This window comes from Chitinophaga rhizophila, from assembly GCF_019492185.1.
In the GTDB taxonomy this organism is placed as follows: domain Bacteria; phylum Bacteroidota; class Bacteroidia; order Chitinophagales; family Chitinophagaceae; genus Chitinophaga; species Chitinophaga rhizophila.
This window is the reverse complement of record NZ_JAICCF010000001.1, coordinates 1715970-1733902: the sequence shown is the minus strand read 5'-3', so window position 1 is coordinate 1733902 and position 17933 is coordinate 1715970. Positions and strand designations below refer to the sequence as shown.

The 17933-nt window shown below is 45.5% G+C and carries 15 protein-coding genes; 11 read left to right on the top strand and 4 right to left on the bottom strand.

Annotated elements, in window-relative coordinates; translation table 11 throughout:
- Positions 1 to 92: 92 nt before the first annotated feature.
- Entirely contained in the window at positions 93 to 2501 is a 2409-nt protein-coding gene (locus tag K1Y79_RS06455; RefSeq protein WP_220249178.1) for a ribonucleoside-diphosphate reductase subunit alpha, read from the bottom strand.
- A gap of 90 nt (positions 2502 to 2591) precedes the next feature.
- A complete protein-coding gene (locus K1Y79_RS06450) occupies positions 2592 to 3563 on the bottom strand; it encodes a ribonucleoside-diphosphate reductase small subunit (protein ID WP_220249177.1) in 972 nt (323 codons plus the stop codon).
- A 485-nt stretch (positions 3564 to 4048) separates the two neighbouring features.
- On the opposite strand from K1Y79_RS06450, the gene K1Y79_RS06445 reads away from it, so the two are divergent.
- The 5 genes from K1Y79_RS06445 to K1Y79_RS06425 all read left to right on the top strand — a co-directional run bounded on the left by K1Y79_RS06445 (position 4049) and on the right by K1Y79_RS06425 (position 8888).
- Positions 4049 to 4681 (top strand): ABC transporter ATP-binding protein, encoded by a 633-nt coding sequence (locus K1Y79_RS06445; RefSeq protein ID WP_220249176.1) that lies wholly within the window; start codon positions 4049 to 4051, stop codon positions 4679 to 4681.
- A gap of 9 nt (positions 4682 to 4690) precedes the next feature.
- Positions 4691 to 5797, top strand: a complete 1107-nt coding sequence (locus tag K1Y79_RS06440; protein WP_220249175.1) for a hypothetical protein — start codon at positions 4691 to 4693, stop codon at positions 5795 to 5797.
- Between the two features lie 96 nt (positions 5798 to 5893).
- Positions 5894 to 6766 carry a YegJ family protein gene (locus K1Y79_RS06435; RefSeq protein ID WP_220249174.1) on the top strand — a complete coding sequence of 291 codons (873 nt, stop codon included), beginning with the start codon at positions 5894 to 5896 and terminating at the stop codon, positions 6764 to 6766.
- 27 nt (positions 6767 to 6793) lie between these two features.
- Positions 6794 to 7876 (top strand): Gfo/Idh/MocA family protein, encoded by a 1083-nt coding sequence (locus K1Y79_RS06430; protein ID WP_236059507.1) that lies wholly within the window; start codon positions 6794 to 6796, stop codon positions 7874 to 7876.
- A gap of 166 nt (positions 7877 to 8042) precedes the next feature.
- Positions 8043 to 8888 (top strand): MATE family efflux transporter, encoded by an 846-nt coding sequence (locus K1Y79_RS06425; RefSeq protein WP_220249173.1) that lies wholly within the window; start codon positions 8043 to 8045, stop codon positions 8886 to 8888.
- 3 nt (positions 8889 to 8891) lie between these two features.
- On the opposite strand, the gene K1Y79_RS06420 is transcribed toward K1Y79_RS06425, so the two are convergent.
- On the bottom strand, positions 8892 to 10445 hold the full coding sequence (locus tag K1Y79_RS06420) for a hypothetical protein (protein ID WP_220249172.1): 1554 nt from the start codon (positions 10443 to 10445) through the stop codon (positions 8892 to 8894).
- Between the two features lie 217 nt (positions 10446 to 10662).
- Here K1Y79_RS06420 and leuC point away from each other — a divergent pair, with 217 nt between their 5' ends.
- The 5 genes from leuC (at position 10663) to K1Y79_RS06395 (ending at position 16213) form a co-directional block, all read left to right on the top strand.
- Positions 10663 to 12060: a 3-isopropylmalate dehydratase large subunit gene (gene leuC / locus K1Y79_RS06415; protein ID WP_220249171.1), complete on the top strand. Its 1398-nt coding sequence runs from the start codon at positions 10663 to 10665 to the stop codon at positions 12058 to 12060.
- A gap of 12 nt (positions 12061 to 12072) precedes the next feature.
- Entirely contained in the window at positions 12073 to 12831 is a 759-nt protein-coding gene (locus K1Y79_RS06410) for a methyltransferase domain-containing protein (RefSeq protein WP_220249170.1), read from the top strand.
- A gap of 38 nt (positions 12832 to 12869) precedes the next feature.
- A complete protein-coding gene (gene leuD, locus K1Y79_RS06405; protein ID WP_220249169.1) occupies positions 12870 to 13469 on the top strand; it encodes a 3-isopropylmalate dehydratase small subunit in 600 nt (199 codons plus the stop codon).
- Between the two features lie 95 nt (positions 13470 to 13564).
- The gene (gene leuB / locus K1Y79_RS06400) at positions 13565 to 14644 is read left to right on the top strand and encodes a 3-isopropylmalate dehydrogenase (protein ID WP_220249168.1); all 1080 of its coding nucleotides are present in this window, start codon (positions 13565 to 13567) and stop codon (positions 14642 to 14644) included.
- A 60-nt stretch (positions 14645 to 14704) separates the two neighbouring features.
- Positions 14705 to 16213, top strand: coding sequence for a 2-isopropylmalate synthase (locus tag K1Y79_RS06395; RefSeq protein ID WP_220249167.1), 1509 nt, complete (start codon positions 14705 to 14707; stop codon positions 16211 to 16213).
- A gap of 48 nt (positions 16214 to 16261) precedes the next feature.
- Here K1Y79_RS06395 and K1Y79_RS06390 read toward each other — a convergent pair whose 3' ends face one another.
- Positions 16262 to 16978, bottom strand: coding sequence for a M15 family metallopeptidase (locus K1Y79_RS06390; protein WP_220249166.1), 717 nt, complete (start codon positions 16976 to 16978; stop codon positions 16262 to 16264).
- A 115-nt stretch (positions 16979 to 17093) separates the two neighbouring features.
- Between K1Y79_RS06390 and K1Y79_RS06385 the strand changes: the two genes are divergently transcribed.
- Positions 17094 to 17876, top strand: a complete 783-nt coding sequence (locus tag K1Y79_RS06385; protein ID WP_220249165.1) for an SDR family NAD(P)-dependent oxidoreductase — start codon at positions 17094 to 17096, stop codon at positions 17874 to 17876.
- Positions 17877 to 17933: the final 57 nt, after the last annotated feature.

The window sequence follows — 17933 nt, the reverse complement described above, 5'->3', positions numbered from 1 at the left end:
GATGCCTGTTTTTATCCCGGTAAATCAAACATATAGAAAAAGGGCAGCCGGTAATGACTGCCCTTTACGTATAACAATGTGTTAGTAAGACATTATGCGCTGCAGGTTACACAACCTTCTTCCATGGTGCAGACTGCGCCTTCGACAAATTCTACTTCATCCAGCTTGGCGTCTACTACTTTACCGGCTTTTGCTTCACCGGCTTTCTTTTCCACCATTGGTTCTATCTGCTGGCCGCCCTGTTTTTCAACAGTGAACTGCACTGCCTGTGCCGCTGCCTGTGTACGCAGGTAGTACATACCTGTTTTCAGACCTTTCTTCCATGCATAGAAGTGCATTGAAGTCAGTTTTGCAGCAGAAGGCGTATCCACAAACAGATTCAGCGACTGTGACTGGCAGATAAAAGCACCGCGATCGGCTGCCATGTCAATGATTGTACGCTGTTTGATCTCCCATACTGTTTTGTACAGTTCCTTGATCTGTGAAGGGATCTCAGGAATGTGCTGGATAGAACCATTGGAGGTAATGATCTTGTTCTTCATATCATTATCCCATAGGCCCAGTTCTACCAGGTCTTTCAGCAGGTGCTTATTCACGACTACAAACTCACCGCTTAGTACGCGACGTGTGTAGATATTCGATGTGTAAGGCTCAAAACATTCGTTATTACCCAGTATCTGAGAAGTAGATGCCGTTGGCATCGGTGCCAGCAACAGGGAGTTACGCACGCCATATTTTTTTACTTCTTCTTTCAGTGAGGCCCAGTCCCAGCGTGGAGATGGTGTTACACCCCACATATCAAACTGGAAGATACCTTTGGAGATAGGCGAACCTGCATATGTTTCGTATGCGCCATCTTTCATTGCCAGGTCTTTGGATGCGGTCATCGCAGCAAAGTAGATGGTTTCAAAGATTTCGCTGTTCAGCTGTTTAGCTTCTTCACTTTCAAACGGATAACGCATCAGGATAAATGCATCTGCAAGTCCCTGCACACCCAGTCCGATAGGACGGTGACGCAGGTTACTGTTACGAGCTTCATCTACCGGATAGAAATTATTATCGATGATGCGGTTCAGGTTGAGCGATGCCTGATAAGTAACTTCATACAGTTTCTCATGATCGAACTTACCATCAATTACAAAGCGCGGCAGTGCGAGTGATGCCAGGTTACATACTGCTACTTCGTTGGCATCAGTATATTCAATGATTTCTGTACAAAGGTTGGAACTCTTGATAGTACCCAGGTTCTGCTGGTTAGACTTACGGTTGGCAGAGTCTTTATACAGCAGGTAAGGTGTACCTGTTTCTATCTGTGCATCCAATATGGCAAACCAGAGATCCTGCGCTTTAACTGTTTTACGGGCACGGTTTTCCTGCTCGTATTTGGTATACAGTTTCTCAAATGCTTCACCCCAGCACTCATGCAGCCCTGGCGCTTCATGAGGGCAGAACAGGTTCCAATCGCCATTTTCTTCCACACGTTTCATGAACAGATCCGGTACCCACAGTGCATAGAACAGGTCTCTTGCACGCATCTCTTCCTTACCATGGTTCTTACGCAGATCCAGGAACTCAAAGATGTCAGCATGCCATGGTTCCAGGTAAATAGCAAAAGCACCTTTACGTTTACCACCACCCTGATCTACATAACGGGCAGTATCATTAAATACACGCAGCATCGGAATGATGCCATTGGAGGTACCATTGGTGCCACTGATATAGGAACCGGTAGCACGGATATTATGAATGCTCAGACCAATACCACCAGCGCTCTGGGAGATCTTCGCAGTTTGTTTCAGTGTATCGTAAATACCCTCAATGCTATCATCCTGCATTGTCAGCAGGAAACAGCTGGACATCTGTGGTTTAGGTGTACCGGCATTGAAGAGGGTAGGAGTGGCATGTGTGAACCAGCGCTCACTCATCAGGTTGTATGTTTTGATCGCTGCGTCAATATCTTCTTTGTGGATACCAACAGCTACGCGCATAAACATATGCTGCGGACGTTCAGCTACCTTGCCATCTAATTTCAGCAGGTAAGAACGTTCCAGTGTTTTAAAACCGAAATAGTCAAAAGCAAAGTCACGGTCGTAGATGATGCTGGAGTCCAGTATCTCTGCATTCTTTCTGATGATCTCATATACATCGTCGGCCAATAACGGAGCAGGTTTACCTACTTTAGGATCGATGTATTCATACAGCTTCCTCATTGTTTTAGAGAATGATTTCACTGTATTTTTATGGAGATTGCTTACAGCAATACGCGATGCAAGCAAGGCATAGTCAGGATGTTTTGTAGTAAGCGACGCTGCAGTTTCTGCGGCAAGATTATCCAGTTCGCTGGTAGTTACTCCGTCATATAAACCCTGTATCACTTTCTTCGCTACGTCTATGGCGTCTACGTACTCCGCATTCAGTCCATAACACAGCTTTTCAACACGAGCAGTAATCTTGTCAAACTTAACAGCTTCTTTGTGGCCGTCGCGCTTAATTACAAACATGGTTTAATGAATTTAAGAGGTTGAGTAATGTGATTATTAAATTGTGGTAGTTGGCAAATTCTGCAACAACATGCAATTATTATGCCTTTATCAGAAGTCTTCATCCAGACTGAAAGTCTGCGTATCCTTGCCGGACATCACACCTGCTTTCTGATAATCTCCCACTCGTTTTTCAAAGAAGTTTGTTTTACCCTGCAGAGAAATCATCTCCATAAAGTCAAACGGATTTGCTGTATTATATATTTTAGCATATCCCAGTTCACTTAACCAGCGGTCTGCAACAAACTCAATATATTCACTCATTAATTTGCTGTTCATACCAATCAGCGCTACCGGCAAAGCATCCGTGATAAACTCTTTCTCAATAGCTACTGCATCGCGGATAATTGTATGCACCTGTTCCTGCGGCAGCTTGTTTTCCAGCATACCATACAGCAGGCAGGCAAACTCACAATGCAAACCCTCGTCACGGCTGATCAGCTCATTCGAGAATGTCAGACCCGGCATCAGACCTCTTTTCTTTAACCAGAAAATAGAGCAGAAACTGCCACTGAAGAAAATACCCTCCACTGCCGCAAATGCCACCAGGCGCTCCGCAAAATTCCCGTTCTCAATCCAGCGTAATGCCCACTGCGCTTTTTTAGTTACCGCAGGCACCGTTTCAATAGCGTGAAATAAACGATCTTTCTCAACCGGATCTTTCACATAAGTATCGATTAATAATGCATATGTCTCAGAATGGATATTCTCCATCATAATCTGAAAACCATAGAAGCAACGCGCTTCCGGTAACTGCACCTCGCTCATGAAATTCACAGCAAGATTTTCATTAACAATACCGTCGCTCGCCGCAAAAAAAGCAAGTACATGCGTGATGAAATGACGCTCGCCATCATTGAGATTATTCCAGTCCTTCATATCCGCACTAAGATCTATCTCCTCTGCTGTCCAGAAACTGGCCTCATGTTGTTTGTACTTCTCCCATACCTTCGGATAATTGATAGGCAGCAGTACAAATCTGTCCTTGTTTTCCTTTAAAAGCAGTTCATTCTCTAAATTCATCGCTCAATAATTTTATATGGTTAACGTATACAGATAGAAAGGTCATGAAGGAGATGTTATCTCCATTTTAAGTTATTCATTGGACCTTTTCTGATACCCTTTGATACGTGAATGCGTTCCGATCGAAATCGCTATTGCCTGCTCGGTTAGTATTTATCCCTCCCGGCAACCGGGGTCTTCGCTTATATCCCTTTGAGACTTGTTACTCGTATCGTGAACTTCTACAAATGTACATCGGAATAACAGGGAGGGAATTTTTAGTTTTTAACAGTTTGTGGAAAAAGAATACTCCCAATTTCGTAATCGCCTAGCAGCGCCGGAATGAGCTAATTGACATATTGAAAAAAAACACAATTCTACATATTGTAGAATCCGGTGTGGTAATACACGCTCAGGTCGCCCGAAAAGTTTTGTTAAATCCATTATTCCCGGTGAATTTCAGCAACTTATTCCACATATTTACCACAAAAGAATATCTCTTCTGTATGTCTGCTCCTATCCTCCATTTATCGCATGTTATCAAAGCTTATCATGATACCACCATACTGGAAATTCCGGATCTCCGGCTCACCTATGGTGTGTACTGGTTACTAGGAGGAAACGGGGCTGGAAAAACGACCACCATGAAGGTCATAGCCGGCCTGATACCCTTCAGCGGCGACATTATCCTCAACGGTACTGTCAGCTGCTCAAAACAGCCGGTGCAATACCGCCGCCTGGTTAATTACGCTGAGGCAGAACCCCTCTATCCTGGCTTCATCACCGGCAGTGATCTGGTAGCATTGTACGTCAAAACAAAAGGCCCCGGATTTAAAGATGTGGAAAAGATGATAGAACTGCTGGGCGTCAGCGCATTTATCCACCAACCTGTCAGCAGCTACTCCAGCGGCATGCTAAAAAAAGTATCCCTGCTGCTTGCATTTACCGGTCAGCCACAGGTAATTTTACTCGACGAGCCACTGATCACCCTCGATACGCAATCACTTCCCTTGTTATATACATTGGTGGAAGAGTTTCATCAGCAATATGGCGTAACATTCTGCATTACTTCCCATCAGCCGGTAACAGCAGGCGCTATCCAACTACAGGTACAGGGTAAGAATATTGTAAAAATCTAAATATCAGCAATGGCACTATCAAAGATTTTTACAATCCGTTTCTATGCTAAGAATACTGGCTTCTTCCTGGTATTATTTTATTTTTTCTTTGGAATTGTACCCGGCGGACAACTACCAGCTTATCACCATACACTCATAAAAGGCTTTACCGGCACGCCGGAATTTCTGGCTCTCGTATGCTTCATCTGGTCGCTCTATAATCTGAAGTGTGTAGCTTTTATATTTAACCTGCTATCTTCAAAGGATCATACCTTTTTATACGGCACCTTAGGACTGCTGGAAGGCATGCAGAAATGGCGTACCTGGTTGTGGCTGCACATTACCATATATGCGCCTGTATTGATTTACGGCGGAATATCAACTATAGTGGCAGCTAAATCAGGCTATTATATGGCCGCTGTCATTATTGTGGTTTTTAACCTGGTGATGATGACGGCGCCGCTTGCGCTGTATGTGCGTAAAATGAAGCATCCGGGTACGGTCTCTTTCCTTGCCAGGTGGCAGCATTGGTTTAACAGAACTTTCAGAAAACCGATATGGTCTTTTTATGGTTATGAACTGCTGAACAACAATATACGTTCATTGGCTATCAGCAAAATAGTTACTGCCATTGTGATCATACTTACCTGTTCGGTGATGGCCGGTAAATATGATGAAAGAATGCTGCTGGTAGGTGTGCTGATCTGCGTGCTGGCACAAAGTATATTGGTGTACAATCACAGGCGGTTTGATGATTTGTACCTGTCTTTATTACCACAATTACCTGTGCCGGTGTGGAAAAGATATTTACAAAACTGCCTGTTATATCTGATACTGACAGCGCCCGAACACATCCTGATTATCGTAAAAACCTGGACAACTGGTATGCCTGCTCACTGGCTGATGCTGGTACTCACAGGTGTATCACTCATGACACTGTTCCGTAGTCTGCTTTATATGGCAGGTATAGACCAGGACAGATATTTCAGATGGGTGGTGATAGCAATTGTGGTCGTACTTTTTCTCGGACTTGCACACTTATACTGGTATAGTATCATCCTGGTGCAGGTCACTGCCTGGTGCCTCTTCCGGTATCGCTATTACCGCTATGAAGCGCCGCTGGAAAAAGTGGATTAGATACGGTCCGGAATCATAATGAAAATATGGGTATATTCGTTCGGAGGGGCATACAGGTCGTCCACTGAGACACAAATATTACATAACCATTCACCTATGGGTTTCTTATCAAAATTCTTTGGTAAACGTAGCAAAGCTGACTTAGAGGAACAATTGCCAGTTGTACACATCGCTGATGACGATGAAAGAATGAACTGGGCTATTGAAAAAGCTATTGCCACTTTGCACTATTTTCAGGATAATTTGCTGCAGCCTGACCCGGTACAGCAATATTTTTCTGTCAAAGTACTGATAGACGACGGTGTGAACCGCGAACATCTCTGGTTAACTTCTCCAAGTTTTGATGACGAAGGAAACCTTTACGGTATAGTTGGTAATAAACCCGTGTATGTTAATTCTGTGGCTGTCAATCAGAAGATAGGTATTGATCCGCGGTTTATTTCTGATTGGATGATTATTGAAGATGGGCGCTTGATTGGCGGCTATACCATCCGCGCAATACGCGATGGAAAACCTGTGCAGGAATGGGCGGAGTTTGACCGGCAGATCGGGTTGTATATTGACGAAGGGATCGACTATTTTGCACATGATTTTTCCACACCCGAAGGTGCTATTTTATGCCTCGAAGATGCATATGATGAGCAGGATATTGACAAAGCGGTAGATTGTAAAAACTTTGTAGAAGAAGCCCGGCTGCTGCTCATGAAAATGAATGATATTTTCAGTGGGAATGATATCCTGCATACCACGGCCGACATTCTGCGTACATCATTTATAAAAAGTCTGGAAACAGATGGTTTTCCGGTGTTCAGAGACCTGCGCCGCGCTTTCCCTTATCGTAAAAAGATCACAGATCAGCTATACCTGATTACAGAGGTATGCATCTTTCCGGATGGCGGGAAGCGTACCCACCAGATCTATACTTTCAAGGGAGAAGACGGCTGGCGCGTACTGAACCTGGTACAATAATACACTCAGGTCCAAATAATCCATGTCATGATGAAAATCTTAAGCCAGGGTATGCTGCTGTTAATGGCTGCCCTTACTGCCACAGGGCAGCAAAAACCATTGCATGTCGGCGTAGCCGGACTATCCCACGACCACGTACATCAGCTGATGAACCAGTGGAAAAAGGGGCAGGTTACCCTTGCCGGTATTGCGGAACCGGATGCAGCGCTCGTAGCACGTTACAAAAAGACTTACCAGTTACCGGATTCCCTGTTCTATCCGGATCTGCATACCTTATTGAACCGTAAGCACCCCGATGCTGTGCTGGCATATAATGCGGTTGCTGAGCATATTGACGTAGTAGAAGCCTGCGCGCCTAAAGGAATAGCTGTAATGGTGGAGAAGCCGCTGGCAACCACCGTAGCACAGGCAGAACGGATGGCCGCACTGGCCAGGAAACATCATATTCAGGTGCTGACCAACTACGAAACAACCTGGTACAATACCAATCAATATGTGTATGACCTGGTGAGAAAGCAGGATGCCGTAGGGCCGGTAAGAAAGATGGTAGTACATGACGGGCATGAAGGCCCCAGGGAAATAGGCTGTAGCGAAGATTTTCTCCGCTGGCTTACCGACCCGGTGAAGAATGGGGGCGGCGCACTGATGGACTTTGGTTGTTATGGCGCTAACCTCATGACCTGGCTGATGAACGGTAAAGCGCCATTATCTGTCACTGCCGTAGCACGCCATATCAAACCGGACGTCTACCCAAAGGTAGATGACGATGCCACTATCCTGCTCGAATACCCGGAAGCTACAGGTATCATTGAAGCCTCATGGAACTGGCCATTCAGTATTAAGGATTGGGAGGTGTTTGGCACTAACGGCTATCTGCATGCCCTGAATCCTACCGAGTTACAGCAGCGTAAGAAAAATGAATATCAGGGAGTTAAAGTTCCGACAGCCACCTATACGGATAATATTACATATCTTGCAGCCGTGTTGAATGGTACCTTAAAGCCGGGCAATGATCTTTCTTCGCTGGAAAATAACCTGATCGTCGTGCGGATTCTGGAAGCAGCCCGTAAGTCGGCAAAAACAGGCAGGAAAATACTGATAGAATATTAACATTTCTGCCTGGACGAACAAGCTTCGAACTAGCGGCGAAGAAGCGACGGCCAAGCGACGAACAAGCAATGTTGAAAATATGCACAGCCATACCGTTGTTAATAGCAACGGTGTGGCTGTCTTGATAATAAGACTATCCACCAGTAACACTATTTAAAAGGAACCTATGTCCAACCACACCAAGAAAGCCCAGCCGTTAAAAGACCGCGCCTGGATTATTACCCTGACTGCCCTGTTCGGAATAACAGCCGTTCTCCTGTTCTACATCATTATCTGCATCTGGCCGTCGGGTTACGTTAGCAGTAAAGACCCCTTCCGATTGTTTGGCGCAGTGTATAACATTACGGCAGAACACCGTTTTCTGTTACTCATGATTTTGGGAGGAGCGCTTGGCGCGAATGTTCACCTCATTATTTCTTTTACCGCCTTCGTGGGCAACCGTATGTTTGTAACCACCTGGATACCCTGGTACCTGCTCAGGCCTGTAATAGGCGCTGGCATGGCAATGTTCTTTTACATGCTGCTGAGGGGTGGGATACTTACTTATAGTCCGCCGGTATCGCCAGAATTACCCGAGTCGCCACAGGTGACAGAGAATACGACCCCTCCGGCGGTTGCTGAAGGTAACGTTAACGAGGGCGCTGCCCGGCCAGACTCTCCGGAGGGGCCTGCCGCGACACAGGATACGGTGAAGCCTGACTGTCCGCCGGCAGGAGCCGACACACATGAAGCCATTCCACCGACTTCCCGCAGCGAAGCCAATCAGGAGAGAGACAGTGTGCCGCTAAATCCTTATGGGATGATGGCGATTGCGTGCCTGGTTGGCCTGTTCTCAAAAGAAGCGTCTGAAAAGCTGGAAGAGGTGTTTAAGACCTTGTTCAATGTAAAGGAGAAAGCACAGTACAAAGATCCGCTGCCTGCAGACACTAATCCGGGCGTGCAGGAAAATACAGGCGACTCCGCCAGCGAAGATGGCAGTGACGATGAGCAGAAGCCGGAACCATCAGCTTAACCGTCAGATCCTTTTTTCTTTACGGATAAACTTCCGGTGTATGATTTCCTGCACCGGAATCCCTTCTATCTTGCTTTCCAGCCAGGAGATGATGTCGAGATACAGGAAAGACCTGCGTTCGTAAGGATTCTGGGACAGTTGTACCAGTCGTTCTTTGAGATCGGCGAAAGCGCTGCGCAGGGCTTTCGGATGAGCATAGATATTCCGGCGGAGGAACTTCAGAATCTCTTCCATCATCTGACCAAGGTCTTTATTCTTGGCTATGAAGTGGTATACGGATTTGATCAGGTATTCTACCAGGCTGTAGTTTTCCAGTTCATAATGGGCTATTAAGTGCAGGATACGTGCAAAGCACTGTATATCAGCTCTTAAATTGCCTATTCTGAGATGAATAATCTTATTGAGGTATACGATGGCCTTATTATTGTCTCCGCTGCCAAAATAGAGACAGGCTATTTTGTAATAAAATAATAATACACGGTGTTGGTCAATTTTCAGCTGATGTTCCGCTATTTCGGTTTCCAGTTGTGGCACCAGGGATAGGCCATCGCTGAAAGTTCCTTCCAGGAAGTAACGGTTGATACGGGCGGTATACACGTACACGAAGGCGGAAGTCTTGGTGTTTTCATTGAAGCTCTCCTGATTATCAGCAATGAATGTCTCCAGCCGTTCCAGGTCTTTCCTGAACTTTTCGTGGTTCATGGTATAGAAATGGGCCGTCAGCAGGTTGTGCATGGCTTTGATGTAAAGCTCTACGTCGGTTCGCTGCAGGGAGGGATATTCATTGAACAGGTTCACCCATTTCTGGGTATACCGGTAAAACATCACGAAGTCCTGAAGGATGTAGTAATACCAGCTGTAGGCCTGGAACATGTGTATTTTCTCGTAAAAGCTCATGTCTTTACCACAGTCTGGAGGCAGTTCGGTTTCAAAGAAGGTACGAACCATGTCTGCATCTTTTTCATCCCGGGCATGGCCAAGCTTCAGGTACAGGCCATACATCCGGAGGGAAAGGGTAGACAGGCGGCTGATATTGCTCAGGCGCAGTTCTATCTGCCGGGATTCGGCGCTGAGTTCATCTGCCCTGTTTTCCAGGCTGCGGGTAATATGCCGGCTCTCGATCTGCTTTTCAAATTCGATAATTTCATAGCTTAGCATAACTTCTTCCTGCTCAATAGCTGTGGCTTTAGCTTTGGAGAGTATTTTCAGGCTCTGGTTGTAAAGTCCTTTACTGTATAATACACGGGCATAATCCAGCTGTTCCCTGAGATCGATCAGGGGGTCTTTCTGCTTGTAAAGTAGTCTGAGGCTGGTAAGAAGTTGTTTATACAGGTGGGCTTTGACGTTACTGAGCTGCTGTTTTTTGATAGCGGGTATTTTCTTGAGGATCATTTCCTCGTCATACTCCTTTAACTTGTCCAGGGTATTGAATAGTTGAATGAAAAGAACGTCCTCCTTAGTATTATTTTTATTAAAAGCAAGTTGGAAATTCCGCTTTTCGGCTTTGGTGAGTGTTTTAATTAATATAAAGAGGGCGTCGTGCTGATTGTTGGACATCGTTAATAATGTGTTATAATTTGCTGACAATCAAAACGATAGCTGAAGTCAGGTGTATTTATATATCGTAATTAAGTCAAATTTAGCTATATGGTAATTAAACTTGACCATTAGCTTTGAAGGTACAAACAAACTAGGAAGCACAAAATTATCAATTTCGCGGGCGCTGATGGTCCGATAATCTCAGCACAGAGCGCCACAAAATGTAAAATTACGGATGGGAAAAACATTATTTGACAAGATCTGGGACAGCCACGTGGTGGTTAGCAAACCCGGCTTTCCGGATGCAGTATACATCAACACACATTTTATCCATGAAGTAACCAGTCCGCAGGCGTTTGATGGATTGCGTAAAAGAGGTATCCCGGTTTTCCGTACTGCCAAGACCAGGGCGACGGCAGACCATAACGTACCTACTATCGATCAGCATCTGCCTATCAAAGAGGCCCTGAGCCGCAAGCAGGTAGAGATGCTGACTGCCAACACAGCTGAATTTGGGGTGGAATTGTATGGTCTGGGACATCCTTACCAGGGTATTGTGCACGTTATCGGTCCTGAGCTGGGTATAACCCTGCCAGGTATGACCATCGTATGTGGAGACAGCCATACCAGTACACACGGCGCATTCGGTGCTATTGCTTTCGGTATCGGTACCTCCGAGGTGGAGCAGGTGCTGGCCACCCAGTGCATCCTGCAGTATCGTCCGAAACGTATGAAGATAGAAGTGAACGGACAGCTGAAAAAAGGAGTTGTATCTAAAGATATCATCCTGTATATCATTTCTAAAATATCTGCTTCCGGCGCTACCGGTTATTTTGTGGAGTATGCTGGCGAGGCCATCCGTAGCCTGAGTATGGAAGCGCGTATGACCATCTGTAACATGAGCATCGAAATGGGTGCGCGTGGAGGTCTGATCGCACCTGACGAAACAACATTTGAATATATCAAAGGCCGTGAGTTTGCGCCTAAAGGTGCAGACTGGGATAAAGCCCTGGCTTACTGGCAGACGCTCTATACAGATGCTGACGCTGAATTTGATGTTGTGCTGACATTCGATGCAGCAGACATTGAACCAATGATCACCTACGGTACTAACCCGGGTATGGGTATGGGTGTAACCCAGCATATTCCTTCCCTGGGAGAAGTAGACGATAAGGAAAAGCCATCTTTCAAGAAGTCCCTGGACTATATGGGACTGGAGCCGGGAAGTGAACTGCTGGGTAAGAAGGTAGATTATGTATTTATCGGTAGCTGTACCAATTCCCGTATTGAAGACCTCCGTATGGTGGCCGACTTTGTAAAGGGTAAGAAAAAGGCAGACGATGTAGTGGTATGGATAGTACCTGGTTCTAAACAGGTAGAGGCACAGGCGAAGAAAGAAGGTATAGATAAGATCTTTGAAGCAGCAGGCTTCCATCTGCGTGAGCCAGGTTGTTCTGCATGTCTGGGTATGAATGAAGACAAAGTACCTGCCGGCATGTATTGTATCTCTACTTCCAACCGTAACTTTGAAGGTCGTCAGGGACCTAACGCCCGTACTTTCCTTGCCAGCCCGCTGTCAGCAGCAGCAGCCGCTATTACTGGTAAAGTAACGGATGTAAGAGAACTGGTATAATATAACTGATATATGTCCTGGAACGCTGATTTATATAGAGAAAAGCATGCTTTTGTATTCGATTATGGCAATAGCCTGATTGAATGGCTGCAACCCGCAGCAGGAGAGACCATACTGGATCTTGGCTGTGGTACCGGCGAACTGACTGCACAGATTGCAGAGAAGGGCGCAAAGGTAACAGGTATAGATAGTGCAGCTTCTATGATTGAGAGTGCGCAGCAGCATTTCCCCGGCGTTGACTTCCGGGTGGCTGATGCTACAGCTTTCTCGCTGGAGGAAAAGTTTGATGCCGTATTCAGTAATGCAACCCTGCATTGGGTGCGTCAACAGGAGAAGGCATTGGACCGTATCTATAATCACCTGAAACCCGGAGGCCGTTTTGTGCTCGAGATGGGAGGTAAGGGGAATGTAGATGATATCACCGGTGCATTGGAGAAAGCCATGCAGAACAGAGGGTATCAGTATAAGCCCTTCTGGTATTTCCCTTCCGTAGGAGAGTATACCTCTTTGCTGGAAGAATATGGATTCAGGGTTAACCAGGTACATTACTTTGACCGCGACACCGAACTGGCAGATCCTGAGAATGGAATAGTGCAGTGGTTGCAGATGTTCGGATCACATTTCTTAGAACAGGTACCGGAAGAGGATAGGCAGCCTATCCTGCAGGAAGCGCAGGAATCCCTGCGTGCAACCAACTTCCGCGATGGTAAATGGTACACTAAATATGTGCGCCTGCGGGTAAAAGCAGAAAAATTGAGTACAGATCTTTAACTTTAAAATGAAAGACCTTCTTTGAAGGCTATATTATAATGAGTAAGAATTTTCAACACCTTGTATCCACCGCAGTACCTATTGCGATTGAAAACATTGATACAGACCAGATCATCCCTGCACGCTTCCTGAAGGCAACTACCCGGGACGGTTTCGGCGAGAACCTGTTCCGCGACTGGCGTTTCGACAGTAACAATGAACCTAAACAGGATTTCATCCTTAATAATCCGATCTATAAGGGTCAGATACTGGTAGCAGGCAAGAACTTCGGTTGTGGTTCATCCCGTGAACATGCTGCCTGGGCTATCGGCGACTATGGTTTCAAAGTAGTGATCAGCAGTTTCTTTGCTGATATCTTCAAAAACAACGCGCTGAATAATTTTATACTGCCTATTACCGTTACAGACGAGTTCCTGGATAAAATCTTCCGTGCCATCGAAGCAGATCCTGCTACTCAGCTGGAAATAGATATAGAGCAGCAGACGTTGAAGATTGTGGCTACCGGCGATGAAACCAAATTTGACATCAACCCGTACAAAAAGGCCTGTCTCATTAACGGCTATGACGATATAGACTACCTGTTGAGCCTTCGCAAGGAAATTGAATCCTACGAAGCCAGCCGTGAGTTTAATTTTTAACATTTCACTTCGGTGGTTTAGCTTTACTTTCCGGAAGGAAGGTATGCCACTGGGTGTACAGAAGTAAACATCAATTCTAATCAACTCTAAACTAAATGGGCGTAGACAAAAAGATACTGGTAATACCCGGAGATGGAATCGGACAGGAGGTGACTGCCTGGGGACAAAAAGTACTGCAGACAATTGCAGTTAACTACAAACACAATTTTGTTTTTGAAGAAGGCATAATGGGACATGTTGCCATCGAAGCTACCGGTAATCCACTGCCTGATGAAACACTGGAAAAAGCCCGTAAAAGTGATGCGATACTGTTCGGCGCTATCGGTCATGCGAAATACGATAATGACCCTACACTGAAAGTGCGTCCTGAACAGGGATTGCTGAAAATCCGCAAAGAGTTAGGACTCTATGCTAATCTGCGGCCTATTAAGTTGTTTGATGAACTGCTGGAAGCATCCAGCATTAAGCCGGAAATACTTCGCGGAGCAGATATCCTGTTCTTCCGCGAGCTGACCGGTGATGTATACTTTGGCGAGAAGAAACGTTCAGAAGATCGCAACACTGCATCTGACCTGATGATTTATCACCGTTTTGAAGTAGAGCGTATTGCACGGAAAGCTTTTGAAGCTGCACGTAACCGCCGCAAAAAGCTATGTTCTGTAGATAAGGCGAATGTACTGGAAACCAGCCGCCTGTGGCGAGAGGTAGTACAGGAAATTGCAAAGGAATATCCTGACGTGGAAACAGAGCATATGTTCATTGATAATGCCGCCATGCAACTGGTAAAAGATCCTAAACGTTTCGATGTGGTACTGACAGCTAACCTGTTTGGCGACATCCTGACTGACGAGGCTTCTCAGATCGCAGGTTCTATGGGTATGCTTGCTTCAGCATCCGTAGGCGATAGTACCGGTTTCTACGAACCTATCCATGGTTCTGCGCATGATATTGCAGGAAAAGGTATTGCTAATCCGCTGGCGTCTATCCTGTCTGCCGCATTGATGCTCGATATCTCTTTCGGTCTGAAAAATGAGTCGCTGCGTGTGATCAAAGCAGTTGAAGCTACGTTGAAACAAGGCTTCCGCACTATGGATATTGCTAACAAGCATACGGAAAATCACTTTGTGATGGGTACAGATGCAATGGGTGCTAAAGTGCTGGAAAACCTGAACTGATTCGTTTCAGACGCAATAGCCTGAATAAAGTAAATTCTCCAATAACGTAATTAATATAAGATGAGCGATAAAAATCGTGTATACGTCTTCGATACTACACTCCGTGATGGCGAACAGGTCCCTGGTTGCCAGCTGACAACCGTCGAGAAAATTGAGGTAGCTAAGGAATTGGAATTGCTCGGAGTAGATGTTATTGAAGCCGGGTTCCCAATTTCCAGTCCCGGTGATTTCCAGAGTGTCGTTGAAATATCGAAAGCAGTAAGCGAGCCTGTGATCTGTGCACTGACACGTGCCAACACCATGGATATTGATGCTGCTGCTGAAGCGCTTCGCTTTGCAAAACGTAAACGTATCCATACTGGTATCGGAGCCTCCGATATGCACATAAAATATAAATTCAACAGTACCCGCGATGAGATCCTGAGACGCGCAGTTGATGCCGTTAAGTATGCACGCAAATTCGTGGATGACATTGAGTTTTATGCGGAAGATGCCGGTCGCGCTGATAATGAATACCTGGCCAGAATGATTGAAGCAGTTATCGCCGCAGGTGCAACTGTTGTTAATATTCCAGATACAAACGGATATTGTCTGCCTGACCAGTATGGTGCCAAGATTAAGTACCTGATGGATAACGTATCCAACATTGATAAAGCTATTATCTCTGTGCACTGTCACAATGACCTGGGACTGGCTACTGCCAATACCATCGCAGGTGTAATGAATGGTGCACGCCAGGTAGAATGTACTATCAATGGTATTGGAGAGCGTGCCGGTAATACATCACTGGAAGAAGTAGCGATGATCCTGAAGACGCACCACGCAATGGGCTATCATACAGGTATCAATTCAAAACGTATCTATGGTATCAGCAACATGGTAGAAACCATGATGCGCATGCCGGTACAGGCAAATAAGGCTATCATCGGTCGTAACGCGTTTGCACACAGCTCCGGTATTCACCAGGATGGTGTATTGAAACATCGTGAAAACTATGAGATCCTGAATCCGGAGGATGTAGGTATCCCATCCAACGCTATCATTCTGACTGCACGTAGTGGCCGTCATGCACTGAAGCACCACCTGGAACGCTTAGGTTATAAGCTGGATAAGATCAACCTGGATGAAGTATACCAACGCTTCCTGGTTATGGCTGATCAGAAGAAGGATATCAATGATGCCGATCTGCAGGAACTGATGGGCGACGGCGATGATAAGAACTATGACGATAAAGCTATCAAAGTAACGTTGTTGCAGGTAGTATGTGGCGATCCGCTGCGTCCTATGGCAACTGTGAAACTGAAGATCAATGGTGAAGAGAAAGAAGCCAGCTCCGCTGGTAACGGTCCTGTAGATGCTGCTATCAATGCCATCCATGAGATCATCAAAGATCAGATAGATATCGACGAGTTTAACATACAGTCAATGCGTGGTGGTAGTAAGGATGTAAGTAAAGTAAACATGCGTGTAAAACACAATGGCCAGGCTTATTATGGCTATGGTTACTCAACTGACATTGTGAATGCCTCAATGCATGCATATGTTGATGCACTGAATAAGATCTATTAAGCAACATCATTATAACAAAAAAGCCCTGTCATTGACAGGGCTTTTTTGTTATATACCACTGAACGGGATGTCCATCAGCGGATATTCTTTATATGTTTTGAGGTAATAATGCCACCATTCAGTGGTTAAAGGCAGAAAGCCATGTTTCTCCATCACACTTCTTAACAATTGCCTGTTGGCAGCAATCATAGTATCTGACACAGGATACGCATGATGCGCTTTCTCTGTAAAGTCGTCAAAACCGGTAGGCATAGCGACTGGTTGCCCGGTTTGGAGCTTGACCAGCGTCAGGTCTACAGCGACACCGCGATTATGTCCCGAGCCATTGCGTGGATTAGCTGCATAGCGGTCATCTGGTACAATCTCCCACATCTTTTCCGTAATACTATAAGGACGGTAAGCATCAAATATCAGTAGTCCAAGTCCCTGCCTGTTCAGTTCTTCCTGCACGGCCTTTAGTGCCCTGGCAGCAGGTAGCCTCAGGTAGGCTGCTGCATACGGGTACAATACCTGATGTGTAAAGTTGTCTGCTGTAGCATATCGGATGTCTGTACGTATGCCGGGAATATAGGCTGCAATATCAATCAATGCCTGGTTACTGTCGGCCGCTACCAGTTGCTGATAATGTGCGGTAGTTTGCACAACGGGCAGTCCATATTTATTCTGCGGAACCGGTTGTCCCTTTACCGTCAGGACGCTTATTGTCAGCATGACATGTAATAAGAGTATACCGGGTATGCAGGCAATCGGGTAATTGATTTTCAACTGTTTTTTATTTAAAAATACCTAAATATGGTAATAAAGTACAAGTTACTGGTAAAAAAGGATAGTTTTTGCCTTGGTAAAAGGGTTATTTTAGAACCCTTAAATTAAGGAAAATATGAACCTGTTTAGATTAGATAACAAAGTGGCTGTGATCACCGGTGGTGGCAGCGGCATAGGGCAGGCTATAGCAAAGGTATTTGCAGCGCAGGGCGCGAATGTACATATCATTGAATTGAATGAAGACGGAGGTAAGCAAACGGTAGCAGAAATCGCAGCTGAAGGTGGTACTGCGCAGGTACATGCCTGTAATGTGGCGCAACAGACAGCTGTTGTAAGTACAATGGACAAGATTATTGCAGCGGCAGGCCGTATTGATATTCTTGTGAACTGTGCCGGTATTGCGCATGTCGGCAAACTGGAGTCCACCACGGAGGAAGATCTTGACAGGGTATATAGCGTGAACGTGAAAGGTACATACAATTGTATGTATGCTGTCATCAAACAGATGAAAGAACAAAAGGGTGGAGTGATCCTGAATGTGGCTTCTATTGCTTCCAGCGTAGGTATTCCTGACAGGTTTGCGTATTCTATGAGTAAAGGCGCTGTATTAACAATGACGCTTTCTGTGGCAAAAGATTATATCAGCGATGGCATCCGTTGTAACTGCGTGTCTCCGGCCCGCGTACATACGCCATTTGTGGATGGTTTTATTGCTAAGAACTATCCTGGTAAGGAACAGGAGATGTTTGAAAAGCTCTCTAAAACACAACCGATAGGCCGTATGGCTAAGCCGGATGAGGTGGGCACACTGGCATTATTCCTATGTTCATCCGAAGCAGGATTCATTACAGGATGTGATTATCCGCTGGACGGCGGCTTTATCAAGCTGAATAATTAAGGAATAGTAAAATGCTGCTTACGAATGGCGGATTGGTTATATTCGTAACTCACTTTT